The sequence below is a fragment of the Cytobacillus kochii genome, from assembly GCF_020171845.1.
GTDB classification, from domain to species: domain Bacteria; phylum Bacillota; class Bacilli; order Bacillales; family Cytobacillaceae; genus Cytobacillus; species Cytobacillus kochii.
On the sequence record NZ_JAIVAM010000002.1, the window covers coordinates 262,106 to 286,920 of the forward strand.

The 24,815-nt window shown below is 36.4% G+C and carries 25 protein-coding genes and 1 riboswitch; of the genes, 22 read left to right on the top strand and 3 right to left on the bottom strand.

Annotated elements, in window-relative coordinates:
- Positions 1-310: 310 nt before the first annotated feature.
- The 3 genes from LCM23_RS02240 (at position 311) to LCM23_RS02250 (ending at position 2,221) form a co-directional block, all read left to right on the top strand.
- On the top strand, positions 311-1,477 hold the full coding sequence (locus LCM23_RS02240) for a TraB/GumN family protein (RefSeq protein WP_224935242.1): 1,167 nt from the start codon (positions 311-313) through the stop codon (positions 1,475-1,477).
- Between the two features lie 44 nt (positions 1,478-1,521).
- Entirely contained in the window at positions 1,522-1,707 is a 186-nt protein-coding gene (locus tag LCM23_RS02245) for a hypothetical protein (protein ID WP_095370157.1), read from the top strand.
- Positions 1,708-1,834: 127 nt separating this feature from the next.
- Complete coding sequence (locus LCM23_RS02250) at positions 1,835-2,221, top strand: hypothetical protein (RefSeq protein ID WP_224935244.1); 387 nt, start codon at positions 1,835-1,837, stop codon at positions 2,219-2,221.
- A gap of 119 nt (positions 2,222-2,340) precedes the next feature.
- On the opposite strand, the gene LCM23_RS02255 is transcribed toward LCM23_RS02250, so the two are convergent.
- Positions 2,341-3,273, bottom strand: coding sequence for an aldo/keto reductase (locus LCM23_RS02255; RefSeq protein WP_224935246.1), 933 nt, complete (start codon positions 3,271-3,273; stop codon positions 2,341-2,343).
- 161 nt (positions 3,274-3,434) lie between these two features.
- Between LCM23_RS02255 and LCM23_RS02260 the strand changes: the two genes are divergently transcribed.
- The 17 genes from LCM23_RS02260 to LCM23_RS02340 all read left to right on the top strand — a co-directional run bounded on the left by LCM23_RS02260 (position 3,435) and on the right by LCM23_RS02340 (position 20,408).
- Positions 3,435-4,106, top strand: coding sequence for a response regulator transcription factor (locus tag LCM23_RS02260; protein ID WP_224935727.1), 672 nt, complete (start codon positions 3,435-3,437; stop codon positions 4,104-4,106).
- The gene (locus LCM23_RS02265; protein ID WP_224935248.1) at positions 4,099-5,529 is read left to right on the top strand and encodes a HAMP domain-containing sensor histidine kinase; all 1,431 of its coding nucleotides are present in this window, start codon (positions 4,099-4,101) and stop codon (positions 5,527-5,529) included. Before LCM23_RS02260 ends, LCM23_RS02265 begins: the two co-directional genes overlap by 8 nt.
- 16 nt (positions 5,530-5,545) lie before the next feature.
- On the top strand, positions 5,546-6,391 hold the full coding sequence (locus LCM23_RS02270; protein WP_224935251.1) for a class I SAM-dependent methyltransferase: 846 nt from the start codon (positions 5,546-5,548) through the stop codon (positions 6,389-6,391).
- A gap of 251 nt (positions 6,392-6,642) precedes the next feature.
- The gene (locus LCM23_RS02275; RefSeq protein ID WP_224935254.1) at positions 6,643-7,188 is read left to right on the top strand and encodes a hypothetical protein; all 546 of its coding nucleotides are present in this window, start codon (positions 6,643-6,645) and stop codon (positions 7,186-7,188) included.
- A 75-nt stretch (positions 7,189-7,263) separates the two neighbouring features.
- The gene (locus tag LCM23_RS02280; protein WP_224935257.1) at positions 7,264-7,467 is read left to right on the top strand and encodes a hypothetical protein; all 204 of its coding nucleotides are present in this window, start codon (positions 7,264-7,266) and stop codon (positions 7,465-7,467) included.
- A gap of 20 nt (positions 7,468-7,487) precedes the next feature.
- Entirely contained in the window at positions 7,488-7,781 is a 294-nt protein-coding gene (locus LCM23_RS02285; protein WP_224935260.1) for a spore coat protein, read from the top strand.
- A gap of 119 nt (positions 7,782-7,900) precedes the next feature.
- The gene (locus tag LCM23_RS02290; protein WP_224935262.1) at positions 7,901-9,139 is read left to right on the top strand and encodes a S1C family serine protease; all 1,239 of its coding nucleotides are present in this window, start codon (positions 7,901-7,903) and stop codon (positions 9,137-9,139) included.
- Positions 9,126-9,992 carry a peptidylprolyl isomerase gene (locus tag LCM23_RS02295; protein ID WP_224935264.1) on the top strand — a complete coding sequence of 289 codons (867 nt, stop codon included), beginning with the start codon at positions 9,126-9,128 and terminating at the stop codon, positions 9,990-9,992. Before LCM23_RS02290 ends, LCM23_RS02295 begins: the two co-directional genes overlap by 14 nt.
- A 15-nt stretch (positions 9,993-10,007) precedes the next feature.
- Entirely contained in the window at positions 10,008-10,688 is a 681-nt protein-coding gene (locus tag LCM23_RS02300) for a polyphosphate polymerase domain-containing protein (RefSeq protein WP_306470083.1), read from the top strand.
- A gap of 21 nt (positions 10,689-10,709) precedes the next feature.
- Positions 10,710-11,393: a DUF4956 domain-containing protein gene (locus LCM23_RS02305; protein WP_224935268.1), complete on the top strand. Its 684-nt coding sequence runs from the start codon at positions 10,710-10,712 to the stop codon at positions 11,391-11,393.
- A 19-nt stretch (positions 11,394-11,412) separates the two neighbouring features.
- Positions 11,413-13,152, top strand: a complete 1,740-nt coding sequence (locus tag LCM23_RS02310; protein ID WP_224935270.1) for a CotH kinase family protein — start codon at positions 11,413-11,415, stop codon at positions 13,150-13,152.
- A 92-nt stretch (positions 13,153-13,244) separates the two neighbouring features.
- A riboswitch (SAM riboswitch) is annotated at positions 13,245-13,351 on the top strand.
- Positions 13,352-13,434: 83 nt separating this feature from the next.
- On the top strand, positions 13,435-14,448 hold the full coding sequence (locus LCM23_RS02315; protein ID WP_224935272.1) for a methionine ABC transporter ATP-binding protein: 1,014 nt from the start codon (positions 13,435-13,437) through the stop codon (positions 14,446-14,448).
- A complete protein-coding gene (locus tag LCM23_RS02320) occupies positions 14,438-15,103 on the top strand; it encodes a methionine ABC transporter permease (protein WP_095370145.1) in 666 nt (221 codons plus the stop codon). The genes LCM23_RS02315 and LCM23_RS02320 overlap by 11 nt, the downstream gene beginning before the upstream one ends.
- A 111-nt stretch (positions 15,104-15,214) precedes the next feature.
- Positions 15,215-16,432, top strand: coding sequence for an acyl-CoA dehydrogenase family protein (locus LCM23_RS02325; protein ID WP_224935274.1), 1,218 nt, complete (start codon positions 15,215-15,217; stop codon positions 16,430-16,432).
- 207 nt (positions 16,433-16,639) lie between these two features.
- A complete protein-coding gene (locus tag LCM23_RS02330) occupies positions 16,640-17,950 on the top strand; it encodes a uracil/xanthine transporter (RefSeq protein WP_224935279.1) in 1,311 nt (436 codons plus the stop codon).
- A gap of 110 nt (positions 17,951-18,060) precedes the next feature.
- A complete protein-coding gene (locus tag LCM23_RS02335) occupies positions 18,061-18,705 on the top strand; it encodes a LytTR family DNA-binding domain-containing protein (RefSeq protein WP_095370143.1) in 645 nt (214 codons plus the stop codon).
- A 191-nt stretch (positions 18,706-18,896) separates the two neighbouring features.
- A complete protein-coding gene (locus tag LCM23_RS02340) occupies positions 18,897-20,408 on the top strand; it encodes a succinate CoA transferase (protein WP_224935281.1) in 1,512 nt (503 codons plus the stop codon).
- 88 nt (positions 20,409-20,496) lie between these two features.
- Here LCM23_RS02340 and LCM23_RS02345 read toward each other — a convergent pair whose 3' ends face one another.
- Together LCM23_RS02345 and LCM23_RS02350 are read right to left on the bottom strand one after the other, a co-directional pair.
- The gene (locus LCM23_RS02345) at positions 20,497-21,204 is read right to left on the bottom strand and encodes a hypothetical protein (protein WP_224935283.1); all 708 of its coding nucleotides are present in this window, start codon (positions 21,202-21,204) and stop codon (positions 20,497-20,499) included.
- 156 nt (positions 21,205-21,360) lie between these two features.
- Positions 21,361-22,437 (bottom strand): DctP family TRAP transporter solute-binding subunit, encoded by a 1,077-nt coding sequence (locus tag LCM23_RS02350; RefSeq protein ID WP_224935286.1) that lies wholly within the window; start codon positions 22,435-22,437, stop codon positions 21,361-21,363.
- Between the two features lie 73 nt (positions 22,438-22,510).
- On the opposite strand from LCM23_RS02350, the gene LCM23_RS02355 reads away from it, so the two are divergent.
- Together LCM23_RS02355 and LCM23_RS02360 are read left to right on the top strand one after the other, a co-directional pair.
- Entirely contained in the window at positions 22,511-24,097 is a 1,587-nt protein-coding gene (locus LCM23_RS02355; RefSeq protein ID WP_224935728.1) for an ATP-binding protein, read from the top strand.
- A 3-nt stretch (positions 24,098-24,100) separates the two neighbouring features.
- Complete coding sequence (locus LCM23_RS02360; protein ID WP_224935288.1) at positions 24,101-24,781, top strand: response regulator; 681 nt, start codon at positions 24,101-24,103, stop codon at positions 24,779-24,781.
- The last annotated feature ends 34 nt before the right edge of the window (positions 24,782-24,815 follow it).

Here is a 24,815-nt window from a genome sequence, read left to right on the forward strand (position 1 = left end):
GCGATCTCATTTGATCGCGTTTTTTAATTTCGTTAAAATTAATTATGCTTAAAACAATACATACTTATCTGAGTTGATTATTTTTCAAGATGATACATAACACCCACCAATTAATAGGGATACTATTCTATATGCTTTATCTAATTTGTGTGAATACAATATGTATAACAGAAAGGAATAAGGGAATAACTTGGAGCAGTGTTTTTTCAAAGAAATAAGAGAAATCAATTTTCATTTTGCATTTTCTAGTTTAGTATGGTTATATGTATAAAAAAGTACGGCTAGGTTAGATGAAGGGGAAGATCGTTGCATGTCAGAAGAAAATATCACGAGAATACATATGTATGATAAAGAATATATCCTTATTGGTACAGCACATATATCCAAAAATAGTGCGGAGCAAGTAAAAGAAGTGATTGAAAGAGAGCAGCCTGACTCCGTATGTATTGAATTAGATAAAGGTAGATATGAGTCTATTACAGAAGGTAACAAATGGAAAGACATGGATATTTTTAAGGTGATTAAAGAAAAGAAAGCAACACTTTTATTAATGAATCTTGCTATCTCCTCTTTTCAAAATCGTATGGCTAAACAATTTGGAATTAAAGCAGGACAAGAGATGATCCAAGGCATTGAATCTGCTAAGGAAACCGGAGCAAAGCTTGTGTTAGCTGATAGAAATATCCAAATTACGTTTTCTCGTATCTGGAGAGGACTGGGTTTTAAGGGAAAAGCAATGTTACTTTCGCAAGTATTTGCCGGTATATTTAGCAATGAAACGATTACAGAAGAAGAATTAGAAAAAATGAAAAATCAAGACTCAATTGATTCGATATTAAATGATTTTACTGAGGTATTCCCACAATTAAAAGTCCCTTTAATTGATGAACGTGATCAATATTTGACAGAAAAAATAAAGAATGCGCCAGGTGAAAAGGTTGTTGCTGTATTAGGAGCAGCTCATGTTCCAGGTATCAAAAGAGAATTTGAAAAAAAACATGATCTCAAGAAATTAACGGAAGTACCACCAAAATCAAAAGCGCCAAAAGTCATTGGCTGGATGATTCCAGTAGCAATTTTAGTCCTTATTGTTCTTACTTTTCTAATGAATCCAACTGCTGGAGTACAACAAACAATTAGTTGGGCCCTTTGGAATGGAGGACTCGCTGCTTTAGGGGCTGCTATTGCATTTGGACATCCTCTTACAATATTAACAGCATTCATTGCCGCGCCGTTTACCTCATTAAGTCCGTTGTTAGCTGTAGGTTGGATCGCCGGATTTGTCCAAGCATTTATTAAGCGTCCGAACGTTCGCGATTTCGAAAACCTCTCGGAAGATGTATTTACATTGAAAGGGTTTTGGAATAATAAAGTAACTAGGATTCTCCTCATTATTGTACTATCCAACCTGGGTAGCTCATTAGGAACTTTTATTGGTGGAGCAGATGTCATTCGTTTATTTATTGATCATTTATAAGTTATACTAGAATTAGTTATGTTTATTGAAAGGAAGTATGACGTTTGAAGAAATTTCCAACAATTATTATTGTTGCTATTGTAGTTGCGATAATAGCGTTTAATATGCTGGAAGCTGATTCAGCAGAATTAGTATTACGTGATCGAACGTTGATTTCAGCTGGTGCAGGTGTATTGTCCGGAACCATTATGTGGATTCTTTTAACACTTGATAAAAAAGATAAAAAGTAATGTAAAAGCGCCTTTTCTTATGAAAGGCGCTTTTTTATATGGGCTTTAATTGTGATGTTCTCTTTTTGTCATAACAGTTGAGGTTGGTCAATACAATGAAATAACAACGAATGAAAGAGGGGACAGCATGAATACGAATAGGGTGATTACCAATGAAGTACTTGTACGCTATGCGGAGCTCAGCAGATTAAAAAAACAAATTGATGAAGAGTTAGGTGCTATGAAAAAAGTATTCAATGAATACTTTGATCAATCGGTAGGGAGAAACGAAAAAGGTGAACTCATCCTCTCCCAATATAAATTACAGCGTCAAATTAGAGTGAAAGAGCAGTACGATAGAGAGAAGACAGTAAACAAATTAGAATCTATTAATCAGCATCAACTTATTCAAAAAATACCAGATGAGAAGAAAATTCAGTCTGCACTAGATTTAGAAATTATCGATGATAAAGATTTATCTGGCTGTAAAACAACACAATATACGAAGGTGATTGTCGTTAAAGCAAAGGTATGAGGAGAAAAAATAGATGGGATTTAGGATAGTTTAAAGTATGTATTTACACGAACAAATCCATTTTTTGAATTTGTTCGTGTATTTGGTATTGTTCTGACTATTTTTTGAACCGGCTTGTCTTATTTGAAGATGGTAGAAATTTGCTCTATTTCTTCTCCAGAAAGTTGCACTTCTAATGTTTTTAAATTATTCAACACTTGCTCGGCTCTTTTAGCACCTGGGATAATGGCGTCGATGCTGTCTTTTGTTAAATACCAGGCTAAAACTATATGGGCGACTTCCACATTTTTCGCTTGGGCAATACCTCTTAATTCATCTACTTTTGCTAAGTTATCTTCAAAAACCTCTTTTTGAAAATGTGGGGAGTTAGCACGCAAGTCACTGAATGTTGTATTTTTATCGTATTTCCCTGCTAATAAGCCAGATGCTAGTGGAAAATAAGGTATGAATGAAATATTGTTTTCTTTTGTATAAGGAAGTAGGTCTGCTTCGGCGTTTCTCTGTAATAAATTATATTCCCCTTGGTATACATCTACATAACCATCTTTATTGGCTTCTTTTAATTGATCAATAGAAAAATTAGATACGCCAATAGCTCTTATTTTTCCCGCGTCTTTCAGTTCTTTCAATGCTCCAACTGCTTCGTCTTTTGGTGTGGATTCATCAGGAAAATGGATGTAATAAAGGTCAATATAGTCAGTTTGGAGTCTACGTAAGCTATCGTCTACAGATTGTTTTAAGAAACTGGGACTATTATCCATCACCACATCTTCTTTAACGAATTTATGTGCGCCCTTGGTCGCGATTACAGCTTCTTCACGTTTGCCTCTTTCTTGTAAAACTTCCCCAATGAGTTCCTCTGACCGCTCGGGCCCGTAAATAAAGGCAGTGTCTAGAAGGTTTACGCCATTATTCAATGCTTCATGAACCAGTTTTTTTCCTTGTGCTTCATCAAGGTTGGAGTATAAATTATGTCCACCCACTGCATTTGTTCCAAGACCAATAGGATTAACAAAAAGTCCAGATTTACCTAATTGTTGTTGCGACTTCATTTACTTCACTCCTTCTTTTAAGTTAATCTGATCATAACAAATAATGTTAAGATAACAAAGAAATACGTTTGTCATTCTTTCTTTTAAGTTGACATTTACTTGACATGAAACAGAACGATAATAAATAGTAAAACATACGTGAGGAGAGTATGGTGAGTGAAATGAGAACTGTTTTAATAGTGGAAGATGAATTACCCATTAGCCAAGTGTTAAAAGTTTATTTACAAAAGGCAAACTTTCAAACTGTCCAAGCATTTAATGGAACAGAAGCAATCCAAAAATTAAATGAATATCATCCATCACTTGTTTTATTGGATGTTATGTTGCCAGATCGGGATGGATGGTCAATTCTAAAGGAAATCAGAGCGCAAATGAGTACGCCTATTATTATGTTAACCGCTCTAGGAGACGTCCAATATCGCTTAAATGGATTAAATGAAGGAGCAGATGATTATATCGCTAAACCATTTAATGCAGAAGAAGTTGTAGCTAGAGTGCAAGCGGTCTTAAGAAGGACTGGTAAAAGTGATGAAAAAATCAAGAAGTACGGTGGTCTGATAATTGATATTAGGTCTCATAAAATTACATTAAATAGTGTAGTCATTGAGCTAACGCCTAGAGATCTTGCTTTGCTCATTTTTTTAGCAGAGCATCCGAATCAAACATTTACTAGGGAACAATTAATTGAACATGTTTGGGGTTGGGAATATGAGGGAAGTGATCGAGCGGTTGACTTAGCGATTAAACGAATTAGAAAAGCATTGCATTCATGGTCTACAGAAGAAGGCGAAATCAAGACTTTACGTGGATTGGGGTATCAATTAAGTGTCTAATCAACAAAGTAAACCTAGAGACTCTCTACTTCGTTATTGGACGACTCGCTATTTACTTGCACTTTGTGTCGGACTCCTCATTATCGCTTTTTTTTCTGTCTTATGGATTAGACATACCACAGTAGAAAACCGCCTCAATATTATGGAGCTAATGGCGGAAGAAATTGCTGACCGTTTTGTGGAAATGAGTGAAGGACAGCCAATTCCCAAAGGAGATGTCCCAGGGTATTTAAATGATAGAGGACGTTTTATGGATTTAGAAAGTGATCCACTTATTTCAATTGTTGATACGTATGGAAATACTTTAACAACCAATCGGCCTCAAGATCGAATGTTACAATTTTCCGAAGTTCTCTTGAATGAGGAGAAGACTGTTCAAGAATTAAATAATGATGCAACGAAAGAAGCTTTTTATGTTGTAAAAGTACCGATTACTTATCAAGATGCGACTGTAGGCTGGGTAGTTATGCTAGAATCGAAAGCAAATTTAGCAGAAGTAAACCAAGAATATCGATTATTAGCTATGATGATTATTGGTTTGGCATTAATTGGATGGACAGCGATTTACTTCTTGTCGAAGAGATTGTCTAAACCTATTCAAGAAGTAGCAGAGGCAGCTAGGGAAATTCAAGCGGGGAATTATCAAATTGATTTAAAGGATTCATACCAAGAACAGGAATTATATGAGCTTGTTCATTCTTTTAAAGAAATGTCTAAACGGTTAGAGAAATTAGAAACCTTACGTACGGAGCTGTTAGCAGGTGTGACTCATGAATTAAAGACGCCGGTAACGTCTATTGACGGGTTATTGCAGGCTGTTCATGAAGGAGTGGTGGAAGGTGAAGAGGCAAAAGAGTTTATCAAACTGTCCATATTAGAAACTGAAAAAATGAAAAAAATGGTGGAGGATCTATTAGCTTTTAACACTTATGCGACGAATGTGATGCCAGTTCAACTACAAGAATATGAAATCAATCAATTAATTAAAGAATCAGTCTATCAATGGGAAATTACGCATGAAGTAAGTCAGGATTTTCAACTTGTTGTGCACCAAGCGAGCACGCCTTTATTTGTGCAAATTGATCAGATAAGATTACAACAAATTCTAATTAATTTACTTAATAATGCCTTCCAGGCAATGGATGGAAAAGGGGAAATCGAGGTTAAAATAGACGAGGGACCGAAGAATATCTCTATAAAAGTTAAGGATAGTGGAAAGGGAATACCTGACGAAGAAGTACCATACATTTTTGAGCGTTTCTTTCGTGGACAAGAAAAGAAGCTTCGTGTAAGAGGATTAGGTCTTGGCCTACCGTTCAGTAAATTGATAGCACAATCAATGAATGGTGATTTAATTTTAGTTAAGACATCTGAGTGTGGTACTGAATTTATGATCGAATTACCTTATCAAAAACGCAGTTAAGGAAGGATTGACCAAAGTGAAAGAACCTGATCATACTGCTGTAAGAGTGTCTTTATGGCGAGCATTACACTTAATTGTTGATGAAAAACCTTATATTTTTCATGATAATATCGGTTTAAAACTTATTTCTCCAAATGATGATTGGCAGAAACGCCCCGATATGGATGTAGCAAATACAAGTGCTTTTAGAGCATCAATTGTTGCTCGCTCTCGTTTTGTTGATGATTTAGTTGTTGAACAATGTGAAAAAGGGGTAGATCAATATGTGATTCTTGGTGCGGGGCTTGACACTTTTGCACAAAGGCATCAAGAATTATGCCCTCAGTTGACCATTTATGAAATCGATCAAGTTGATACACAGTTATGGAAGAAAAGAAGACTGGAAGAAACAGGGTACCCCATTCCTGATTGTTTAAAATTTGTGTCCGTAAATTTTGAAGAGAAACAAGGGTGGTTAGATCAATTAAAGAAGAAGGGTTTTGATGATACAAAGCCTGCCGTTGTTGTTTCAACAGGCGTGACTCAATATTTAACTATAGATGCGATTATGGATACATTGAAAATGTTTAGTAAGTTAGCAGAGGGCTCAAAGTTGGCGCTGACTTTCCTGCTCCCATTTGAAAAAATAAAAAAACAAGATGAACGGAAAGAAGTGGATGAAGCAGAAAAAGGAGCAAAAGCAGGTGGAACGCCCTTTATCAGTTTTTTCACCCCTTCAGAAATGCTAGCACTAGCTGGAGAGGCAGGGCTAAAAGATGTAATTCATCTATCATCTATAGACTTAAAAGAGAAGTATTTTCGTGAACGTACAGATCAATTGATGCTGCAAAGCGGAGAAGATTTTATTGTAGCAACGATTTAGAAGATTCCTCCTACTTATTATAAGAAATCTATTCACATTAAACCCGCAATTTCAGATTATACCTGAAAGTTTGCGGGTTTTTTCGTTCTTGGATACTCGGCGATTGAGCTGTGTGCTTTGGAAGAGTATTATGTCAAAACGAGATAGAACTGAAAGCCGAGGATAAGACGTTAGCGCGTCATTAAGAAGGAAAAGCGGAATCGAACGCTTCGCAAAAGGTATTTGTACATCATTCAAAAGGAAAAGCGGAAATGAACGCTTCGCAAAAGCTATTTGCAAGTCATTCAAAAGGAAAAGCAGAAATGAACGCTTTGCAAAAGGTATTTGCAAGTCATTCAAAAGGAAAAGCGGAATCGAACGCTTCGCAAAAGCTGTTTGCAAGTCATTCGAAAGGAAAAGCGGAAATGAACGCTTCGCAAAAGGTATTTGCAAGTCATTCAGAAGGAAAAGCGGAAATGAACGCTTCGCAAAAGCTGTTTGCAAGTCATTCAGAAGGAAAAGCGGAAATGAACGCTTCGCAAAAGGTATTTGTACATCATTCAAAAGGAAAAGCGGAAATGAACGCTTCGCAAAAGGTATTTGCAAGTCATTCAAAAGGAAAAGCGGAAATGAACGCTTCGCAAAAGTTGTTTGCAAGTCATTCAGAAGGAAAAGCGGAAATGAATGCTTCGCAAAAGCCGTTTGCAAGTCATTCAAAAGGAAAAACAGAAACGAAAGCTTCGCAAAAGGTGTTAGAGAGTACGTTACCAAAACCGAAAACGAGAATTAACCCAAGGTGGAACCAACCGCGGAGATAAAAGAAATAACCGTCTTATGGAATAAACATACATTTATGTTTCATACTAACAAAAAGGAGTATGGGAGGTGGCGTAATGTATCAGTTAACGACGAAAGAATTGTCGGCAATTGAAGATGAAATTCGTGCGGAGGAAATAACAGCGAAGACGTTTAACTGGTGTGCTTCTCTTTGTGAGGACGAAGAAGTAAGGGTATCATTGGAAAAATTAGCAGAGGAACATCAGTTAAGGATTGCTGAATTATCAACCTATTTCAACCGAGCGAGGAAATTACATTAATTTTAATGGAGGTGGTTTCATTGCCGAATAATATCAATGGTCGTGGATTAACAGAACGAGAAATGATGCAATTATGTTTAGAATTAGCAAAAGGAAGAGTTCCCGCTATTAGCCACACATTAATGGAAACTACTCATGATGAATTGAGAGATATTTATGAGGGGTGCTTAAAAACAAGTGCAGAAGCCCAAAGGGGAATCTTTCAATTAATGGAAAAGAAGGGATGGTATGAAACGCAACTCGCTACAGTAGAAGAAATCGAAAATGTACAAAACTTCATGCAAAATAATTTAAACCCATCTCCCTCCGAATAATATTCGGAGGTTTTTATTTCTTTTTTTACATAAAAAATTCTTTTGACATATGCCTGACACATTCACTGATTAAATTATAAAACATAGGCAAGCCAATCAAATGAAAGAAGGGATTTTTAATGAATGAATTCAATCATTTTGAAGATAATCGCGAGTATCAAGCGAAGCGAAAAAATACTTGGTTTAAAAGTGTAACAATGACTGTAGCAAGTGGAGTAATGGGCTCAGCCCTAACTTTGGGTGCAATCAATTATTTTCCTAATGAAATAAAACAGTCTACGGAGGTTGTACAGGAGCAATCAGAAACTAATGTTTCCAAAGTTAATGCTGAAACGGTATCAACTACGAGTGATGGGTCGATTGCAGATATAGTAGAAAAAGCCTCTAAAGCAATAGTGGGCGTTGTCAACATGCAAGAGCAACAAGCAAACCCTTTTAGTCATTCCACAGGCAACACACAAAGTGGGGAAGCAGTTGAAAGTGGTACTGGCTCTGGTGTTATTTTCAAGCAAACAGACAACGAAACGTATATTGTGACAAACAATCACGTCATTGAAGGAGCATCTAATATTCAGGTTTCTCTGCATAATGGTGAAAAGCTTCAAGCTGAACTTGTTGGAACAGATTCATTAACAGATATTGCCGTGTTAAAAGTGAATGAAAAAGTAGACGCTGAAGTCCTTTCCTTTACTGATTCTTCAAACCTTCGTGCCGGCGATCAAGTGTTAGCGATAGGCAATCCACTAGGCTTAGATTTATCCAGAACAGTAACTCAAGGAATTGTAAGTGCAGTGGATCGATCAATTGAAGTCTCTACCTCAGCCGGAGAATGGGATTTAAATGTCATTCAAACAGATGCAGCAATAAACCCTGGGAATAGTGGTGGAGCACTTATTGACTCAAATGGGAATTTGGTTGGTATTAATAGTTTGAAAATAGCTGATAGTGGCGTAGAAGGGTTAGGCTTTGCCATTCCAAGTAATGATGTCGAGAGCATTATTGATCAGTTAATGAAGGATGGTAAAATCATTCGACCTTATCTAGGTGTTGGTTTGATGGACTTAAATCAAGTACCGCAGTTTTATCAAGAACAATTACCGAAAAATGTAGAAGAAGGTGCCATTATTACCCAAGTAGAGGAAGGTTCGACAGCAGAAAAGGCGGGGTTGCAAGCTGAGGATATTTTAGTTTCAATTGGTGATCAAACTATTACAACCGCTAATGACTTAAAAGAATCTCTTTATAAAGATCTTTCGATTGGCGATAAGGTTAAAATAGGTTTTTATCGTGATGGGGAAAAGAAAACAGTAGAAGTAACGTTACAAGGAAATGGGGAAAAGCAAGTTGAAACAGAATAAATTATTGATTGCCACTGGTTGTATGTTTGTTGCTGCTGTCGTAGTTGCTGTTGTTTTATACAATAGTCATTCAAAAGCAGCGACAGTCAATGGAGAAAATATAAGCAAAGATGATTTGAATGAAGCGTTAATGTCTCAATATGGCACTTCTGTTCTAGATACATTAATATCTGATCAAATTGTTCTTCAAGAAATGGATAAGGAGAAGGTAACTGTAACTGAAGAAGAAGTGGCTGAAGAAATGGATGCCTATATGGAGCAATATGGGGGAGAAGAGGCATTTAAAGAAGTGTTAGATGAAAACGGGGTATCCTATGACTCTATAGAACATAATATCGAAATCTATTTAGGCTCAAAGAAATTGATCACACCAGGAATTGAAATTACTGATGATGAGATGGAAACATACTTTGAAGAAAATAAAGAAAGTTATGCTCAGGCAGAAGAGATAGAAGCAAGTCATATCCTAGTGGAAGATGAGGATACTGCCAAAGAAGTAAAACAAAAACTCGATGATGGTGACGATTTCTCAGAATTAGCAGCTTCTTATTCAACCGATGATTCAAATAAAGATAATGGCGGTGAATTGGGGTATTTTGGAGAAGGTGAAATGGTAGAAGCATTTGAAGAAGTGGCTTTTGCTATGGAAGTGGACGAAGTGAGTGATCCAGTTAAAACAGATTATGGTTATCACATTATAAAAGTAACAGATCATAAAGAAGCGAAAGAAGCCAATTACGAAGAAGTGAAAGAAGAAATAAAAGAGACTTTAATAGAGTCTAAGCTTTCAAGTGAATATACGGAATGGCTAAATGAGAAGTACGAAGAATATGAGATTAAAACGTATATCTAAAGGATGTGTTCGATTTTGAAAGGAAGGAAAGAGCTTAAACATGAAATCTCAAAAATGGATGGGGTTTTACTTAAAAAACGCTTAAGTTACTTTATGAATACGGACCCTCATTCAAATGGGAGTGGGGGATATAATGTTCGTAGCGTATACTTTGATAACTTTGAAAACAAAGCTTTAATAGAAAAAAAAGAAGGCTATATGAACCGTGCAAAATATAGGGTTCGCACATATAATGATGATTTTGACACAATTAATCTAGAAAAGAAAAGTAAGAAGAATAATCTGACCTATAAAGAGAAATGTAGGATGACAGCAGAAGAATATGAGCTTATTAGAGCTGGCGATATTTTATGGATGGAGAATGATACCAGACCATTAATGAGGGAACTTTTCCATAACATGGTTCGTTATCAATTGAAGCCAGTAACGGTTGTCGATTATGAGAGGGATGTTTATATCTATCCATATGGTAATGTCCGTTTAACTTTTGATAGCAATATTCGTACAAGCTTAAGGAATCCTGACTTTTTAAATACAACAATGCCTATGGTACCATCCCTTGATCATCAATTGATGATACTTGAAGTCAAGTATGATGAATACATTCCCGATGTCATTAAGATGCTTCTACAAATGCTTGATCGCAGGAAGGGTACGTATTCAAAATATCAATTAAGTAGAATGTATGGATTATAGTGAGAATAGGAGAAGAGAAGAATGGAAAGTGTGAATTTTTCAGATATATTTAAATCAAGCTTTTTAGAAAAAACGGAGAGTTTTTCAATTATAGACTCCCTGATTGGTTTATTCATGGCCTTTGCGATTGGACTATTTATTTATGCAGTTTATAAGAAGACATTTTCAGGTGTGATTTATTCACATACTTTTAATATATCCCTCATCATAATGACCATGGCTACAGCATTAATTATTATGGGAATTTCCTCAAATGTCCTGTTATCACTAGGTATGGTTGGTGCTTTGTCCATTGTCCGTTTTCGTACACCAATTAAAGACCCAATGGATCTTGTTTATCTTTTTTGGGCGATTGTTGCCGGTATTCTTTGCGGAGCAGGCTTTATTCCATTAGTGATTATTGGTAGTTTATTGATCGGTCTCGTACTTGTATTGTTCGTTAACAAAATTACGATTCAGAACCCTTACTTACTCATTGTAAAATATGGGGGTGAAGGTGTGGAATCTCAACTTGAATCGCTATTATCTAAGGTCACTAATAAACATATGATGAAATCCAAATCTATCATGAATGGTAATCAAGTAGAAATTACTTATGAAGTAAGAATGATAAAAGATCAATCTCAAGTGGTAAATAATGTAACGAACCTTAGCGGGGTAGAATCGGCTGTAATGTTAAGCTATGACGGTAATTTCACAGCGTAAATGAACAGGAGAAAGGAATATGATTAAACGCAAATATGTCGTTCTCGTTTTTCTAATGTTGGCTGTTTTATTTGTTGGTATTCTATTCTTTCTACCTCATTTACTTCCAAAAGGGGAAGTAGTTGATCACTCTTACGTTTCAAAAGTATTCAATAAAAATAAAGTGACTCAAGTTGAGTTAACCCTTGCAGAAGATGATTGGGAAGATGTATTAGAGAATCCGACGGAAGAAGAATATAAGATGGCAAATGTGACGATAAATGGAACTAAATTGAACCAAGTAGCTGTTCGGACAAAGGGGAATTCTTCCCTTTCTTCAGTTGCTAGAATGGAAGATTCTGATCGTTATAGCTTCAAAATAGATTTTGATTACTATACTGATCAAACTTTATATGGATTGAAAAAGTTGAATCTAAATAACCAATTTAGTGATGCTACGCAAATGCGAGAATATTTATCGTATCAATTAATGGAGAATATGGGGTTACCCACACCTGCTTATTCTTATATGTATGTGATCATTAATGGTCAGGAATGGGGATTATATTTAGGTGTTGAACAAGTAGACGAAGTGATGCTTGGAAGATATTTTGAAAATCCATATGGATCATTGTACAAGCCAGATGGTACAAATAGTGACTTGAAATGGGTAAGTGATGATATTGATGATTACTCAGGTTTAAACTTGAAATCAGAGGAGCAAGATGAACAAGCGTTAATAGATATGTTAGATAGTATCAATAATGGTGGCGATTTAGAAGAAACCTTAGATGTGGATCAAGTATTACGATATTTTGCAGTAAATACGGCTGTTGTTAGCATGGATAGTTACCAAGGACAAATGAAGCATAACTATTATTTATATGAAAATGATGGTAAGTTCTCAGTTATTCCGTGGGACTATAATATGGCATTTGGTGGCTTTGGAGTTGGTATGGCATTTGGTGGACAAATGAATGGAGATTTCTCAGCTGCTGAAAAAAACCAAGGTGAAGACAAACAAGACCAAGCACCACAAGGCGGAATGGACAACTTCACCGGTGGCATCGGAAATAGTGATTTATTGAGTGAAGATACGATTAATTTCAGTATATCTGAACCTATAGCTGGTACTACCTTAGAAGAAAGACCGTTACTTAATGCACTATTATCTAATGAAGAATATAAAAAACAATATGAAGCGTATCTTAAACAGATAGCCGAAGAATATATGACAAAAGAGTCTTACCAAAATACAACTACACAAATTAGTGCATTGATTCTTCCTTATGTCGAACAGGATCCTACCAAGTTTTATACAACAGAAGCATTTCTCGAAGCGGTGCAGGGTGATGAGAGTTTACCAGCATTTGCTGAGGCGAGATCAGAATCGATACTTGCTCAGCTCTCAGGTGAATTAGAAGTAGAATCACAAGCTTCTGAAGTTAATAACATGTTCCCTGGCCGAGCGGGTGGTGATGACCAGGAAGGTCAAGAAGGAGGAGAAGGATTTCAACCGCCAAATGGAAATAAAGGAAACGCTGATGGTGAAATGCCTGAACGTCCGCAAAGCAACGGAGATTTTCCGCAGGGAGGAAATTTTGAGCCACCTGAAGGGTTTGAAGGTATGCCTGGTGGTGAGGGACATGGACAAGGACAAGGAGAGCAACCTAGTACAGTAAAGTTCAAAACGTCAGCAATCATCTTGTATGTGGGCCTAATCACAGCTTTATTAGGAACAACTTTTTTTATCTTCCTGTTTAAACGAAGAGGAAGATAAGTAAATGCATAAATAATCAAAATACTATTGACAATTAATTCAATACCCGATAAAATTTCCTTTATCAAAGCAACACAATAAATTGAATATGATTCTTATCGAGAGAGACTGAGGGACCAGGCCCGAAGATGTCCGGCAACCTCCTTTTAAAGGGAAGGTGCTAAATCCTGCAGAATGATTTCATTCTGAAAGATAAGGTTTAATAACAATCATTTGTTGAGCCTCTTTCAAAGTGAAAGAGGCTCATTTTATGTTGTAGAGGATTTAGGGAGGGTGAGGTAAATGATTGAAGTCAATCATTTAGTGAAAATTTATAAAAGCAAAAAGAAGCAAGTAATAGGCGTTGACAATGTATCTCTTTCTATTAAAGAAGGGGAAATATACGGGATTATTGGCTATAGTGGAGCAGGGAAAAGTTCTTTATTACGCTGTCTAAATTTATTGGAGAGACCGACATCTGGTGAAGTGAAAATTGATGGCGTTGATTTAACGACTTTAACAAGTAAAGAATTAAGAAAAGCAAGGCAGAAGATAGGTATGATTTTTCAGCATTTTTATTTAGCGAGTTCGAAGACAGTGTATGAGAATATTGCCTTTGCTTTAAAAGCGGCAGGTAAAAGTCCGAAAGAAATAGATATCAGGGTGAAAGAACTATTAGAATTAGTGGGTTTAGCAGATAAAATTCATCAGTATCCCACGCAATTAAGTGGTGGTCAAAAGCAAAGGGTAGGAATAGCCAGAGCACTTGCTAATGATCCAAAGGTTTTACTTTGCGATGAAGCCACTTCAGCCCTAGACCCTAAAACAACAAAATCAATCCTGAACTTATTAAAATCAATTAATAAAAAGCTGGGATTAACCATCGTACTTATCACTCATGAGATGGAAGTAGTCAAAGAGATTTGTCATAGGTTAGCTGTTATGCAAGATGGAAAGGTCATAGAAGAGGGACCGGTGTATGATATATTTGCGAATCCAATTGAACCACTTACAAGAGATTTTATTCAGAGTATTCTTCAATTTGACTTACCACAACAATTGATTGAAAACAGGAAGGGAACAATCATTAAAATCCAATTTAAAGGTGCAATAGCAGAAGAATCTGTTGTTTCTGAACTGTTCCAAACATTCAAAGTAAAAGGAAATATTCTTCACGGCAAGATTGAATATATTCAAGAAGTACCTCTTGGTATTTTTATTATGGAGTTAACTGGTGAAATACCTGAAATAGAAAGAGCTATACAATATATTCAAGATAGAACACAGAATTTGGAGGTAGTTGAACATGTTGCTTGAGTCCATTCAGGCGTTACTTCCTGAACTAAATACAGCTGTATTACAAACGATTTATATGGTCGCCATTTCTTTAGTTGCGGCACTTATACTAGGTCTTCCACTAGGCATCTTATTATTCGTTACAGACGAAGGATTGTTCTTAAAGAATAGATTTGTAAATGCCGTTACTGGTTGGATTGTCAATTTGATCCGCTCTATTCCTTATATTATTTTGTTAGTAGCTCTATTGCCGTTAACAAAATTAATTGCAGGTTCAACTATTGGTCCTACAGCGGCTTCTGTTTCATTATCTGTAGCAGCGATTCCATTTTTTGCAAGATTGGTTGAAACATCCTTAAGAGAAATAGATAAAGGAGTCATTGAATCTGCAGTAGCAGTAGGCGCTTCCCCTTGGATGATAATTAAGGAAATCCTTGTCCCAGAAGCGAAACCTGGAATTGTTCAAGGTTTAACGATTACGACTATTAGTTTAATCGGTTATTCCGCAATGGCAGGTATTATTGGCGGCGGGGGTATTGGTGATTTAGCGATACGTTTCGGTTACTATCGCTATGATAATGTCATTATGATTACGACAGTCATTGTCCTCGTTGTATTGGTGCAAATTATTCAAATTGGTGGGGATAAATTAACTAAATATGTAGATAAGAGATAATAAATTCAAATAATAGATATAGTAAAGGGGAATGGAGCCTTTACTATATTTATTTATCCTAATGAATGAGTATTAAAGAGAAGATGGAAACAGACGGGGAGGAAGGATTCTATGAGCACGATAACAGCTTCATCTAAGGAAGCGTATTTAGCTGAACAACTCGCTCGACCATTTATTAAGACGGCTCAACAAGAAGAATTATTTCATAAAGCTACGATATTAGCAGAAGGATTTAGTAAGAGGGCGCAAAAGATTGATGAAAATGCAGAGTTCCCTTTTGAGAATTTTGAAGAATTAAAACAATCAAATTATTTAAGTTTGACGATTCCGAAAGAATATGGTGGTAAAGAGATTTCCTTATATGAATATTTCTTAATACAAGAAAGGATTGCCCAAGGTGATGCATCTACGGCTTTATGTATTGGTTGGCACTTAGGTGTTATCTATGATTTAAGGGTTAAACGGAAATGGAAGGAAGAACAGTTTGCCAAGTTATGCGAAACGGTTATCAAAGATAATAAATTGATTAACCGCTGTGCAACAGAGGCAGCAACCGGCAGTCCAACCCGTGGTGGACTACCAGCGACTACTGCGGTGAAAAAAGGAACACAATGGATCTTGAATGGAAGAAAATCTTTTGCTTCGATGGCACCAGGCTTAGATTTTTCTCTTATTACAGCAACGATAGAAGCTTCAGGAGAAATTGGTATATTCCTTGTACCGCATGAGAACCCTGGTTTAAAAGTGGAATCAAATTGGAATATGCTAGGGATGCGGGGCACACGTAGTGACGATCTCGTGTTAGAGAATGTAATTGTAGAAGAAACAGCATTAGTTGAAATAGAAGGTGTTCATTTTTATGCGATTCCTAATGCATGGTTACTACATTCAGCTGCTTGCTTTATTGGCGTTGCTATTGCAGCTCGGAACTATGCCATTATTTTTGCTTCTGAATATCAACCTAATAGCCTGCCTGGTCCAATTAGTGAAGTACCAGAAGTGCAACGTAAAATTGGGGAAATGGAACTCGAGCTACTAAAAGCGCGAACAGCACTCTATTCTATAGCGGATCGCTGGGATAATGAACCGAATAAACGAGGAGAATTAGGAGCTGAACTTGGAGCCATCAAACACCTTGTTTCTAACAGTGCTAATAAAGTGGTCGATTGGGCAATGAGAATAGTTGGTGCACAAAGCTTGCAACAAAGAAATCCTTTGCAGCGTTATTACCGTGATGTGCGAGCTGCGCTCCATAATCCGCCTATGGATGATGTAGTAATCACAAATTTAGCGAAAAAAGCACTATCATTTCAAAATAACAATGATTAATAGAACTATTTAAATCACATGCCCCTCTTCCTATTTGGAGAGGGTTATTATTTGTATAGGCATATAGATTAGCTCCAATTTTTATTTATTTATCAGGCTTCAAAATATTTCGTTTTTCATAATTCTTTTTTTAAAGGCTTCTTTCCTTTTAAAAATGAATTATACTAGTAGATGTGAAAATGAATAACGTAGAAAGTGGTGTACAGATTGAAAAAGTTTATTTCATCAATGACAATGGTTTCTTCCGTACAATGGGTCTTTTTTATCTTTGCCAATACTGTTGTCATTCCGATTTCCATTGCCAATGTATTTGAGCTATCAAGTGAAACGATGGCAATGATGATTAGAGCATCACTCATACTTACGGGTATTACTTGTATACTACAAGGATGGAAAGGTCATCGTTTCCCGATTATGGAAGGGCATTCAGGGTTATTATGGGGAATTATCCTTAATCTTGGGCTTTCAGCACAAGCGCTTAATATTGGATTAGAACGTATTGGTGGTGGGATTGTTACTGGTATTGTTTTAGCTAGTCTAGTGACCATTTTGCTGATTGCTTGTGGGGGTTTTTCATTATTGCAATCCATCTTTAGTCCGATGGTAATGACTGTATATTTATTTTTGCTTACTTTTCAATTAATGTTTATCTTCTTTGAAGGTATGTTAAAGATGACTTCGACTGGCGTCATTGACATAGGTATAAGTCTTTATTCTGTAGTACTCGCGCTGATCGTCGCTACATTAAAAATGAAAGGTAATCAACTTATTAGCAATTTTTCTATTTTAATTGGCCTTTTAGGGGGCTGGCTCGGTTATGTCCTATTGTTTGGTAATGATGGGGCTGGTATGACAACATCTGCGCCTTTCCAACTTTTTCCGTTAGGGGCTCCTAATCTTGAAATGGGAATTGTCGTAGTCACGTTTGTTGCCGTATTATTAAACTTAAGTAATACATTTGCTTCTATTAACGCTGCAGAAAAACTTCTACAAAGGAGAGCAGCCAAAAAAGAGTTTAAAGGCTCAATGATCATTACTTCAATTTCTACCATTATTGGATCCGGTTTCGGACTTGTTCCCTATACACCATTTACATCAACGATTGGTTTCTTGCAAAGTACGAGAATTTATGAAAGAAAGCCATTCTTTATCGGTGGTGCTTTACTTACGATCATTGGTATTGTTCCAATTTTAGGCTCATTTCTTTCAATGTTACCTGTTACCGTTGGAAACGCAGTCTTGTTTGTTGCGTATATGCAATTATTTGGTACTGCATTCAGTAGTTTAAATGGAAAGACGTTTAATTCTAATACGATATTTAGGTTAGCAGCACCTGTATTAATTGGTATTAGTATTATGAATATTTCACCTGCTATCTTTTCGGAATTACCTGTCCTCATTCAACCATTTTTTGCAAATGGGTTAATAATGGGTGTTATTATCTCAATTATATTAGAAAAAGCAGTGAACTGGGTTAAATACGAAGATCAACCTATTAAAAGAGGAAAAGCCAGTTGATGTTTCCTTCTTTGGTATAAGACATATTCTTGCACGTTTCTTAACTAGGCAAATGAAAATAAAACACGTAAGATAGAATAGTAGCGAATCAAAAAAAGGGGATTTTTGTGATGGAAGGAATTACACTGAGTTCATTGCTAGATGTAATTGGGGAATTATTTTCAGATGAAGTGTCAATTGTAGTTTCAAATACAACAGAGTATATTTACTATCGTCCAAGTAAACGTGTTGACTTGAAAATTCGGCCAGGGGATATTGTAAAAGAAGGAAGTATTGCTGATAAAGCGCTTAAGGCTGAACAAAAGGTGTCAGAGTTTATTAATAGGGATGTATTTGGTGTACCTTATCACGGGATGGCTGTTCCATTTAAAAATAATGGGAAAATTGAAGGTTGTGTGACTGCTATTTTTCCAACATTGACAGAGGGGAAATCTGTCGTTACATTAAAGACAAGCGATGGTTGGGTACCAGTTCCATTTAATGAAGTATATTTCTTGGAAGCTAAAGATCGTAAAACTCATGTTCATGCTATTTACTCTTCTGGTACGCATAAAAATACGCTACAGGAGTTTGAGTATATTTTACCAAAGGAAAACTTTATTCGCTGTCACAGGTCATTCTTGGTGAATGTTAATCAAATACAAGAGATATTTCCTGACTCTCATTCTACTTTTTTATTATTAATGAGAAATGGTGCAAAAGTGCCTGTAAGTCAATCCTATTCTAGTTATTTTCGTAAGTTGCTCGGCTTCTAAATCAAAGGCATAAATGGATGAATAACCATTTAACTCAATATTTTCTGATTATCTGAAAAAATCTGCTGGCTTATCGGCAGATTTTGCTGTTTTATCAAAATTTTTCATTAATTATACTAAAAAAATAATCCCATTCTGATTTATTAGTAAAATAGTTATTAAGTATTCTTTACAGAAAGAGGGATGGGAATATGGATAATAAACTTGGGAGAGTTAAAATTCAGACACTTCAGAACAATATCATGACTGCAGAAGGGGCTGCAGAAATGATTAAAGATGGCATGACATTGGGGTTAAGTGGATTTACTCGTGCGGGAGATGTGAAAGCGGTTCCTGTAGCATTAGCAGACAGAGCAAAAACAGAAGATTTTAAAGTCAATGTGTATACAGGTGCATCTCTTGGTTCGGATGTTGATAAGTTGTTTGCGGAAGCTGGTATTTTAAATAAGAGATTACCATTTCAAGCTGACTCAACAATGAGAAAAGGCATTAATAAAGGGGACTTCTTATTTGTTGATCAACATTTATCTCACACAGCAGAACTCATCCGTTCAGGGGTATTACATGTAGATGTAGCTATTTTGGAAGCGGTTTCGATTGAAGAAGACGGAACAATTGTACCTACAACATCAGTTGGTAACTCACTGTCTTTTGCCGAACATGCCCAAAGTGTAATTGTTGAAATTAATATGGCCCAATTACCATCGCTAAAAGGGTTACATGATATTTATAGTCCAGATAAACAAGGTGAGCGTGGTCCAATTCCCATTACAAATGTAGCCGATCGTGTGGGTGAGATAGGTATTAAAGTGAATCCGGAGAAAATTAAAGCGATTGTGTTTACTGAACAAGGCGATTCACCATCAACTATTGTTCAGCCAGATGAGGAAACAGTTATGATGGCGCAACATTTAACCAATTTTCTTCGCAATGAAATTGCAGAAGGTAGATTAGATGAAAAACTTGCCCCATTACAATCAGGCATTGGTTCGGTAGCAAATGCTGTTTTGCATGGCATGATTGACTCTGAATTCACAGACTTAGAAGTGTATTCAGAAGTACTTCAAGATGCAGTATTTGATTTAATTGATGCTGGGAAAGTAAAGTTTGCGTCAGGTTGTTCCATTACACTTTCAGAAGAAAAGATGAAAGAAGTGTTTGCTCATTTCGATCAATATCGCGATAAGTTATTGTTAAGACCACAAGAAATCACTAATCATCCGGAATTAATTCGCCGTTTAGGATTAATCTCTATCAATACTGCATTAGAACTAGATATCTATGGTAATGTGAATTCTACTCATGTTCAAGGAACTAAGATGATGAATGGTATTGGTGGATCAGGGGATTTTGCAAGAAACGCAAGGTTAGCTATATTCGTGACAAAATCAATTGCTAAAGATGGTAAAGTTTCAAGTATTGTACCTTTTGCTTCACATATTGATCATACAGAACATGATGTTGACGTTATTGTCACAGAACAAGGCTACGCAGATTTAAGGGGATTGGCTCCTCGTGAACGAGTTGAGCTAATCATTGAAAATTGTGCGCATCCGTTATACAAGGATCAACTGAGAGATTACTATTATGAAGCATTATCAGCAGGTGGCCAAACCCCACATATTCTAGCAAAAGCTTTTTCTTGGCACATTAACTATGTGGAGAATGGCACAATGTTAGCTTCCGAGAAAGTGGATGTATAAAGGACAAATACAAATTATAGACGAGTTAGAAAAGTAACCTAAGTTAATACTCAGGTTGCTTTTTGTCGTGTCTCACCATTGCCTTTGTCTATATATACTGGAAAGGAAAGAGACTGAGTCGGAAACGAGTCAAAAAAGCGAGCCCAGGCAAAGTTTGATTGGATTCAAGCAGAAACGAGTCAAAAAAGGGAGCCCGGGCAAAAATTTGATTGGATTCAAGCAGAAACGAGTCAAAAAAGCGAGCCCGGGCAAAAATTTGATTGGATTCAAGCGGAAACGAGTCAAAAAAGCGAGCCCGAGTAAAAATTTGAACGGATACAAACGGGAACGAGTCAAAAAAGCGGGCCCGGGCAAAAATTTGGTTGGATTCAAACGGAAACGAGTCAAAAAAGCGAGCCCGCGGCAAAATTTGATTGGATTCAAACGGAAACGAGTCAAAAAAGCGAGTCCGCGGCAAAATTTGATTGGATTCAAGCAGAAACGAGTCAAAAAAGCGGGCCCGGGCAAAAGTTTGATTGGATTTAAGCAGAAACGAGTCAAAAAAGGGAGCCCGGGCAAAAGTTTGATTGGATTCAAGCAGAAACGAGTCAAAAAAGCGAGCCCGGGCAAAAATTTGATTGGATACAAACGGAAACGAGTCAAAAAAGGGAGCCCGGGCAAAAATTTGGTTGGATTCAAACGGAAACGAGTCAAAAAAAGCGAGCCCGGGTAAAAATTTGGTTGGATTCAAGCGGAAATGAGTCAAAAAAGCGGGCCCAGACAAAAGTTTGATTGGATACAAACGGAAACGAGTCAAAAAAAGCGGCCCGGGTAAAAATTTGGTTGGATTCAAGCGGAAATGAGTCAAAAAAGCGGGCCCGGGCAAGAATTTGATTGGATTCAAGCGGAAACGAGTCTAAAAAAGGGAGCCCGGGCAAAAATTTGATTAAATATTCAAGGGTAATTGCCTCACTCAGTCCCTTTCATCAGTTGTTTCGTTTTCGTATTTATCTCTGAGCTTTAAAGCTTTGTCAATCAGCGTACTGCCAATTTCATTTTTAAATTGAGTGTAGACTGGATCTAGGACTTTTTTCCAACTGTTTTTTTCTTCATTGGTAAGTTCGTGAATGTGGATTGAACTCACTTTTCTTATTTCTTTGAGTTGATTTTCATTCATCTGGACAGCTTGTTTTCGATTCCATTGCGTGACTTCAGACATAGCCTCAGTTAAGATTCTTTTTGTTTCACTTGATTGCTTATTCCAAACATTCTCATTCATTAAGACGGCATAACCGAGATAGCCATGATTGCTTATTGTCATATACTTTTGTAAGTTATAAAACTTTTTCGAATAAATATTAGAGATAGTGTTCTCTTCGCCGTCTACTTTCCCACTATCTAACAAGTCGTATGTAGAATTAAAAGATTCTTTTACTGAATTTGCATTCAATTCAAGAAATTGTGATGAGAGGACATCACTTTGCATGATTCGGAATGTTTGTCCAGCTATATCTTGCGGATAAATAATTGGACCATCATTGGATGTGAATTGCTTAAATCCATTACTCCAATGAGCTAAACCGATGAGTCCATCCCCCTTTACACTAGATAATAGTGTTTGCCCGATAAACCCGTCTAACCCTTCGTTAATGGCTTCATAGGAAGGGAAAATAAACGGCAAATCGAGTACCCCCCATGCAGGGTTTAACATGCCAAGTTTTGATGTGGAGGGAGCAATAATATCAACATTGCCTTCTTGAACCGCTCGTATTTCTTCTATATCAGAGTAGAGAGAGCCGTTAGAGAAGACAACAATTTTAATATTTCCGTCTGATTTTTCAGCAACAATTTCAGCAAATTTATCAGCGGCCATTCCCTTTGGCGTATTATTGGAGACAACATGACTAAACGTTAAAACGATTTGATCATTGAGCCCTTCTTGCTCATCATCATAAGGAAGGTCTTCTGTGAGAATATATTGTTTAAAACTAAAAAAAAGTGCAAGCGTTATAATAATGGTTAATAGTATGATGCTATATTTACTTTTCATCACCTTCACCTCATACTAAATAGTATCATTATTTTCAGATTAAAGGTCAAGTGTAGGTGGCAATGAAAGGAAGATTTGTTTGAAGGAAATACCTATTCGTTGGAAAATAACGTTGCTATCATATGGGGTTGTTATCTTTTTACTACTTATTTGCGGGCTTGTTGTTATCGCAAATATGCAACAACAAGAAGAATTGGACTTAAGAGGCGAATCAATGAGTACGGCTAGGACTGTAGCAGAGCTTGCAGATATAAAAGATGGACTTGAGGAAGATGAAGGCTGGAAGATTATTAACCCCATTGTTGAAGAAATAAGGGTCATTAATAATACGGATTATATTGTAGTAATGAATATGGATAGAGTCCGTTTCTCACACCCAGTTAGAAGTATGATAGGTCATGTATCAACTGGTAGTGATGAGGATCCTGCATTTGCCGAACATATTTATTTTTCTAAGGCCAGGGGAGAAGATGGTACATATTTAAGAGCGTTTATTCCAGTATTAAAAGATGAACAACTAAACCAAATAGGTGTCGTAATGGTTGGTAATAAAATTCCAACTTTCAAGGAAATCGTCTCTGGCTTTTCTAAAGAAATCCTATTTATTGTTTTCCTCACTTTAATTGTAGGGTTTATTGCCTCATATATATTAGCCAATCATATTAAGAAGCAAATGTTTGATTTAGAACCGTTTGAAATTAAACGAATGTTTGAAGAGAGAACAGCAACCTTTCATTCCATCAATGAAGGGGTAATTGCGATCGATTATCATGAGAAAATTACGATCTTTAATGAAAAAGCAAAAAAAATATTTAATGTGAATGGAGAAGTAACGGGATTATCGATTCGTTCCGTTTTAGAAGATACACGTTTACCAGAAATTGTTGAGAGAAATGAACCGGTTTATAATGAACAAATTATGGTGAGTGGAAAAAGCATCTTGAGTACGAGAATTCCTATTAATAAAGATGGCCAATTAATTGGTGCCGTTGCTATTTTCCAAGATAGAACGGAGGTAGCAAAATTAGCAGAGGAACTTACTGGTGTAAGGAGTTTTGTTGAGGCACTGCGTGTGCAAAATCATGAGCATATGAATAAATTGCATACAATTGCTGGGCTTATCCAATTAGGAAAGCCAGAAAAGGCATTTCAACTTGCATTTGCTGCTTCAGAAGAACAAGAAAGTATTTCTTTATTTCTTCATGAAATACTTAAGGACGATGCGGTAGCTGGACTCCTAATTAGCAAAATCAGAAGAGGGAAGGAATTGGATATTATCGTGACAGTTGATACTAATAGTAATTTGGATCACTTCCCCCCTCATTTAGATCATCATGATTTTGTTCTATTATTAGGTAATTTGGTTGAGAATGCTTTCGGCTCCTTCGAACAACTCGATCAGGAAGAGAAAATGATAGATATAAGTATCGAACAAGATGACTACATTTGTTCCATCCTTGTAGAAGACAATGGGATAGGTATAGAAGAATCTAATTTAGAAAAAGTTTTTACAAAAGGATTCACGGAAGGAAAAGAAAATGGGACTGGTTACGGATTATATTTGGTCAAACAAATTGTGGATAAAGGTGAAGGGCAAATAACTGTCACTTCTAAGGTAAATGAAGGTACTTCTTTTCTAATTACCTTTGGGGAGGTTTAACTTATGAATGATATTCAAGTACTATTAATTGAAGATGATCCAATGGTACAAGAAGTTAATAAAGGTTTTATATCTAAGGTAAAGGGGTTTCATGTAAAAGCCATTGCCAATAACGGAGAAGAGGGCATTAGACTTGCTAAAGATTTCTCACCAGATTTAATATTGCTTGATGTGTTTATGCCGAAAAAAGATGGATTAAAAGTTATATACGAATTGAGGAAACAAAAGCTTAATGCAGAAGTAATTGTAATCTCGGCAGCCAAAGATAAGGATACCATTAAAATGATGCTACAAAATGGAGCAATCGATTATATAATGAAGCCGTTTAAATTTGATAGGATGAAGCAGGCACTTGAGAAGTTTCGTCAGTATCGCGAAAGCTTAAGAAATGAAGGAACAATGTCACAAGAGCAACTGGATCAATTGCTTTATGCAGAACAAGTAACGAAAGTAGAGGCAGATTTACCTAAAGGGCTAAATGAATTTACATTGAAAGAAGTCATTAATTATCTAACCATTCAACAACAACCGCAAGCAGCTGGAGAAGTGGCTAGCGGTATTGGGATTGCAAGGGTGACAGCTCGGAGATATCTTGATTATTTAGAGAAAAAAGGTGTAATTGTACTGGATATACAATATGGTGGGGTAGGGAGGCCTGTGAATCGGTATATGATTAAAGCGTAGTGATGAAATATAGAATAATAATCACATAATCGTG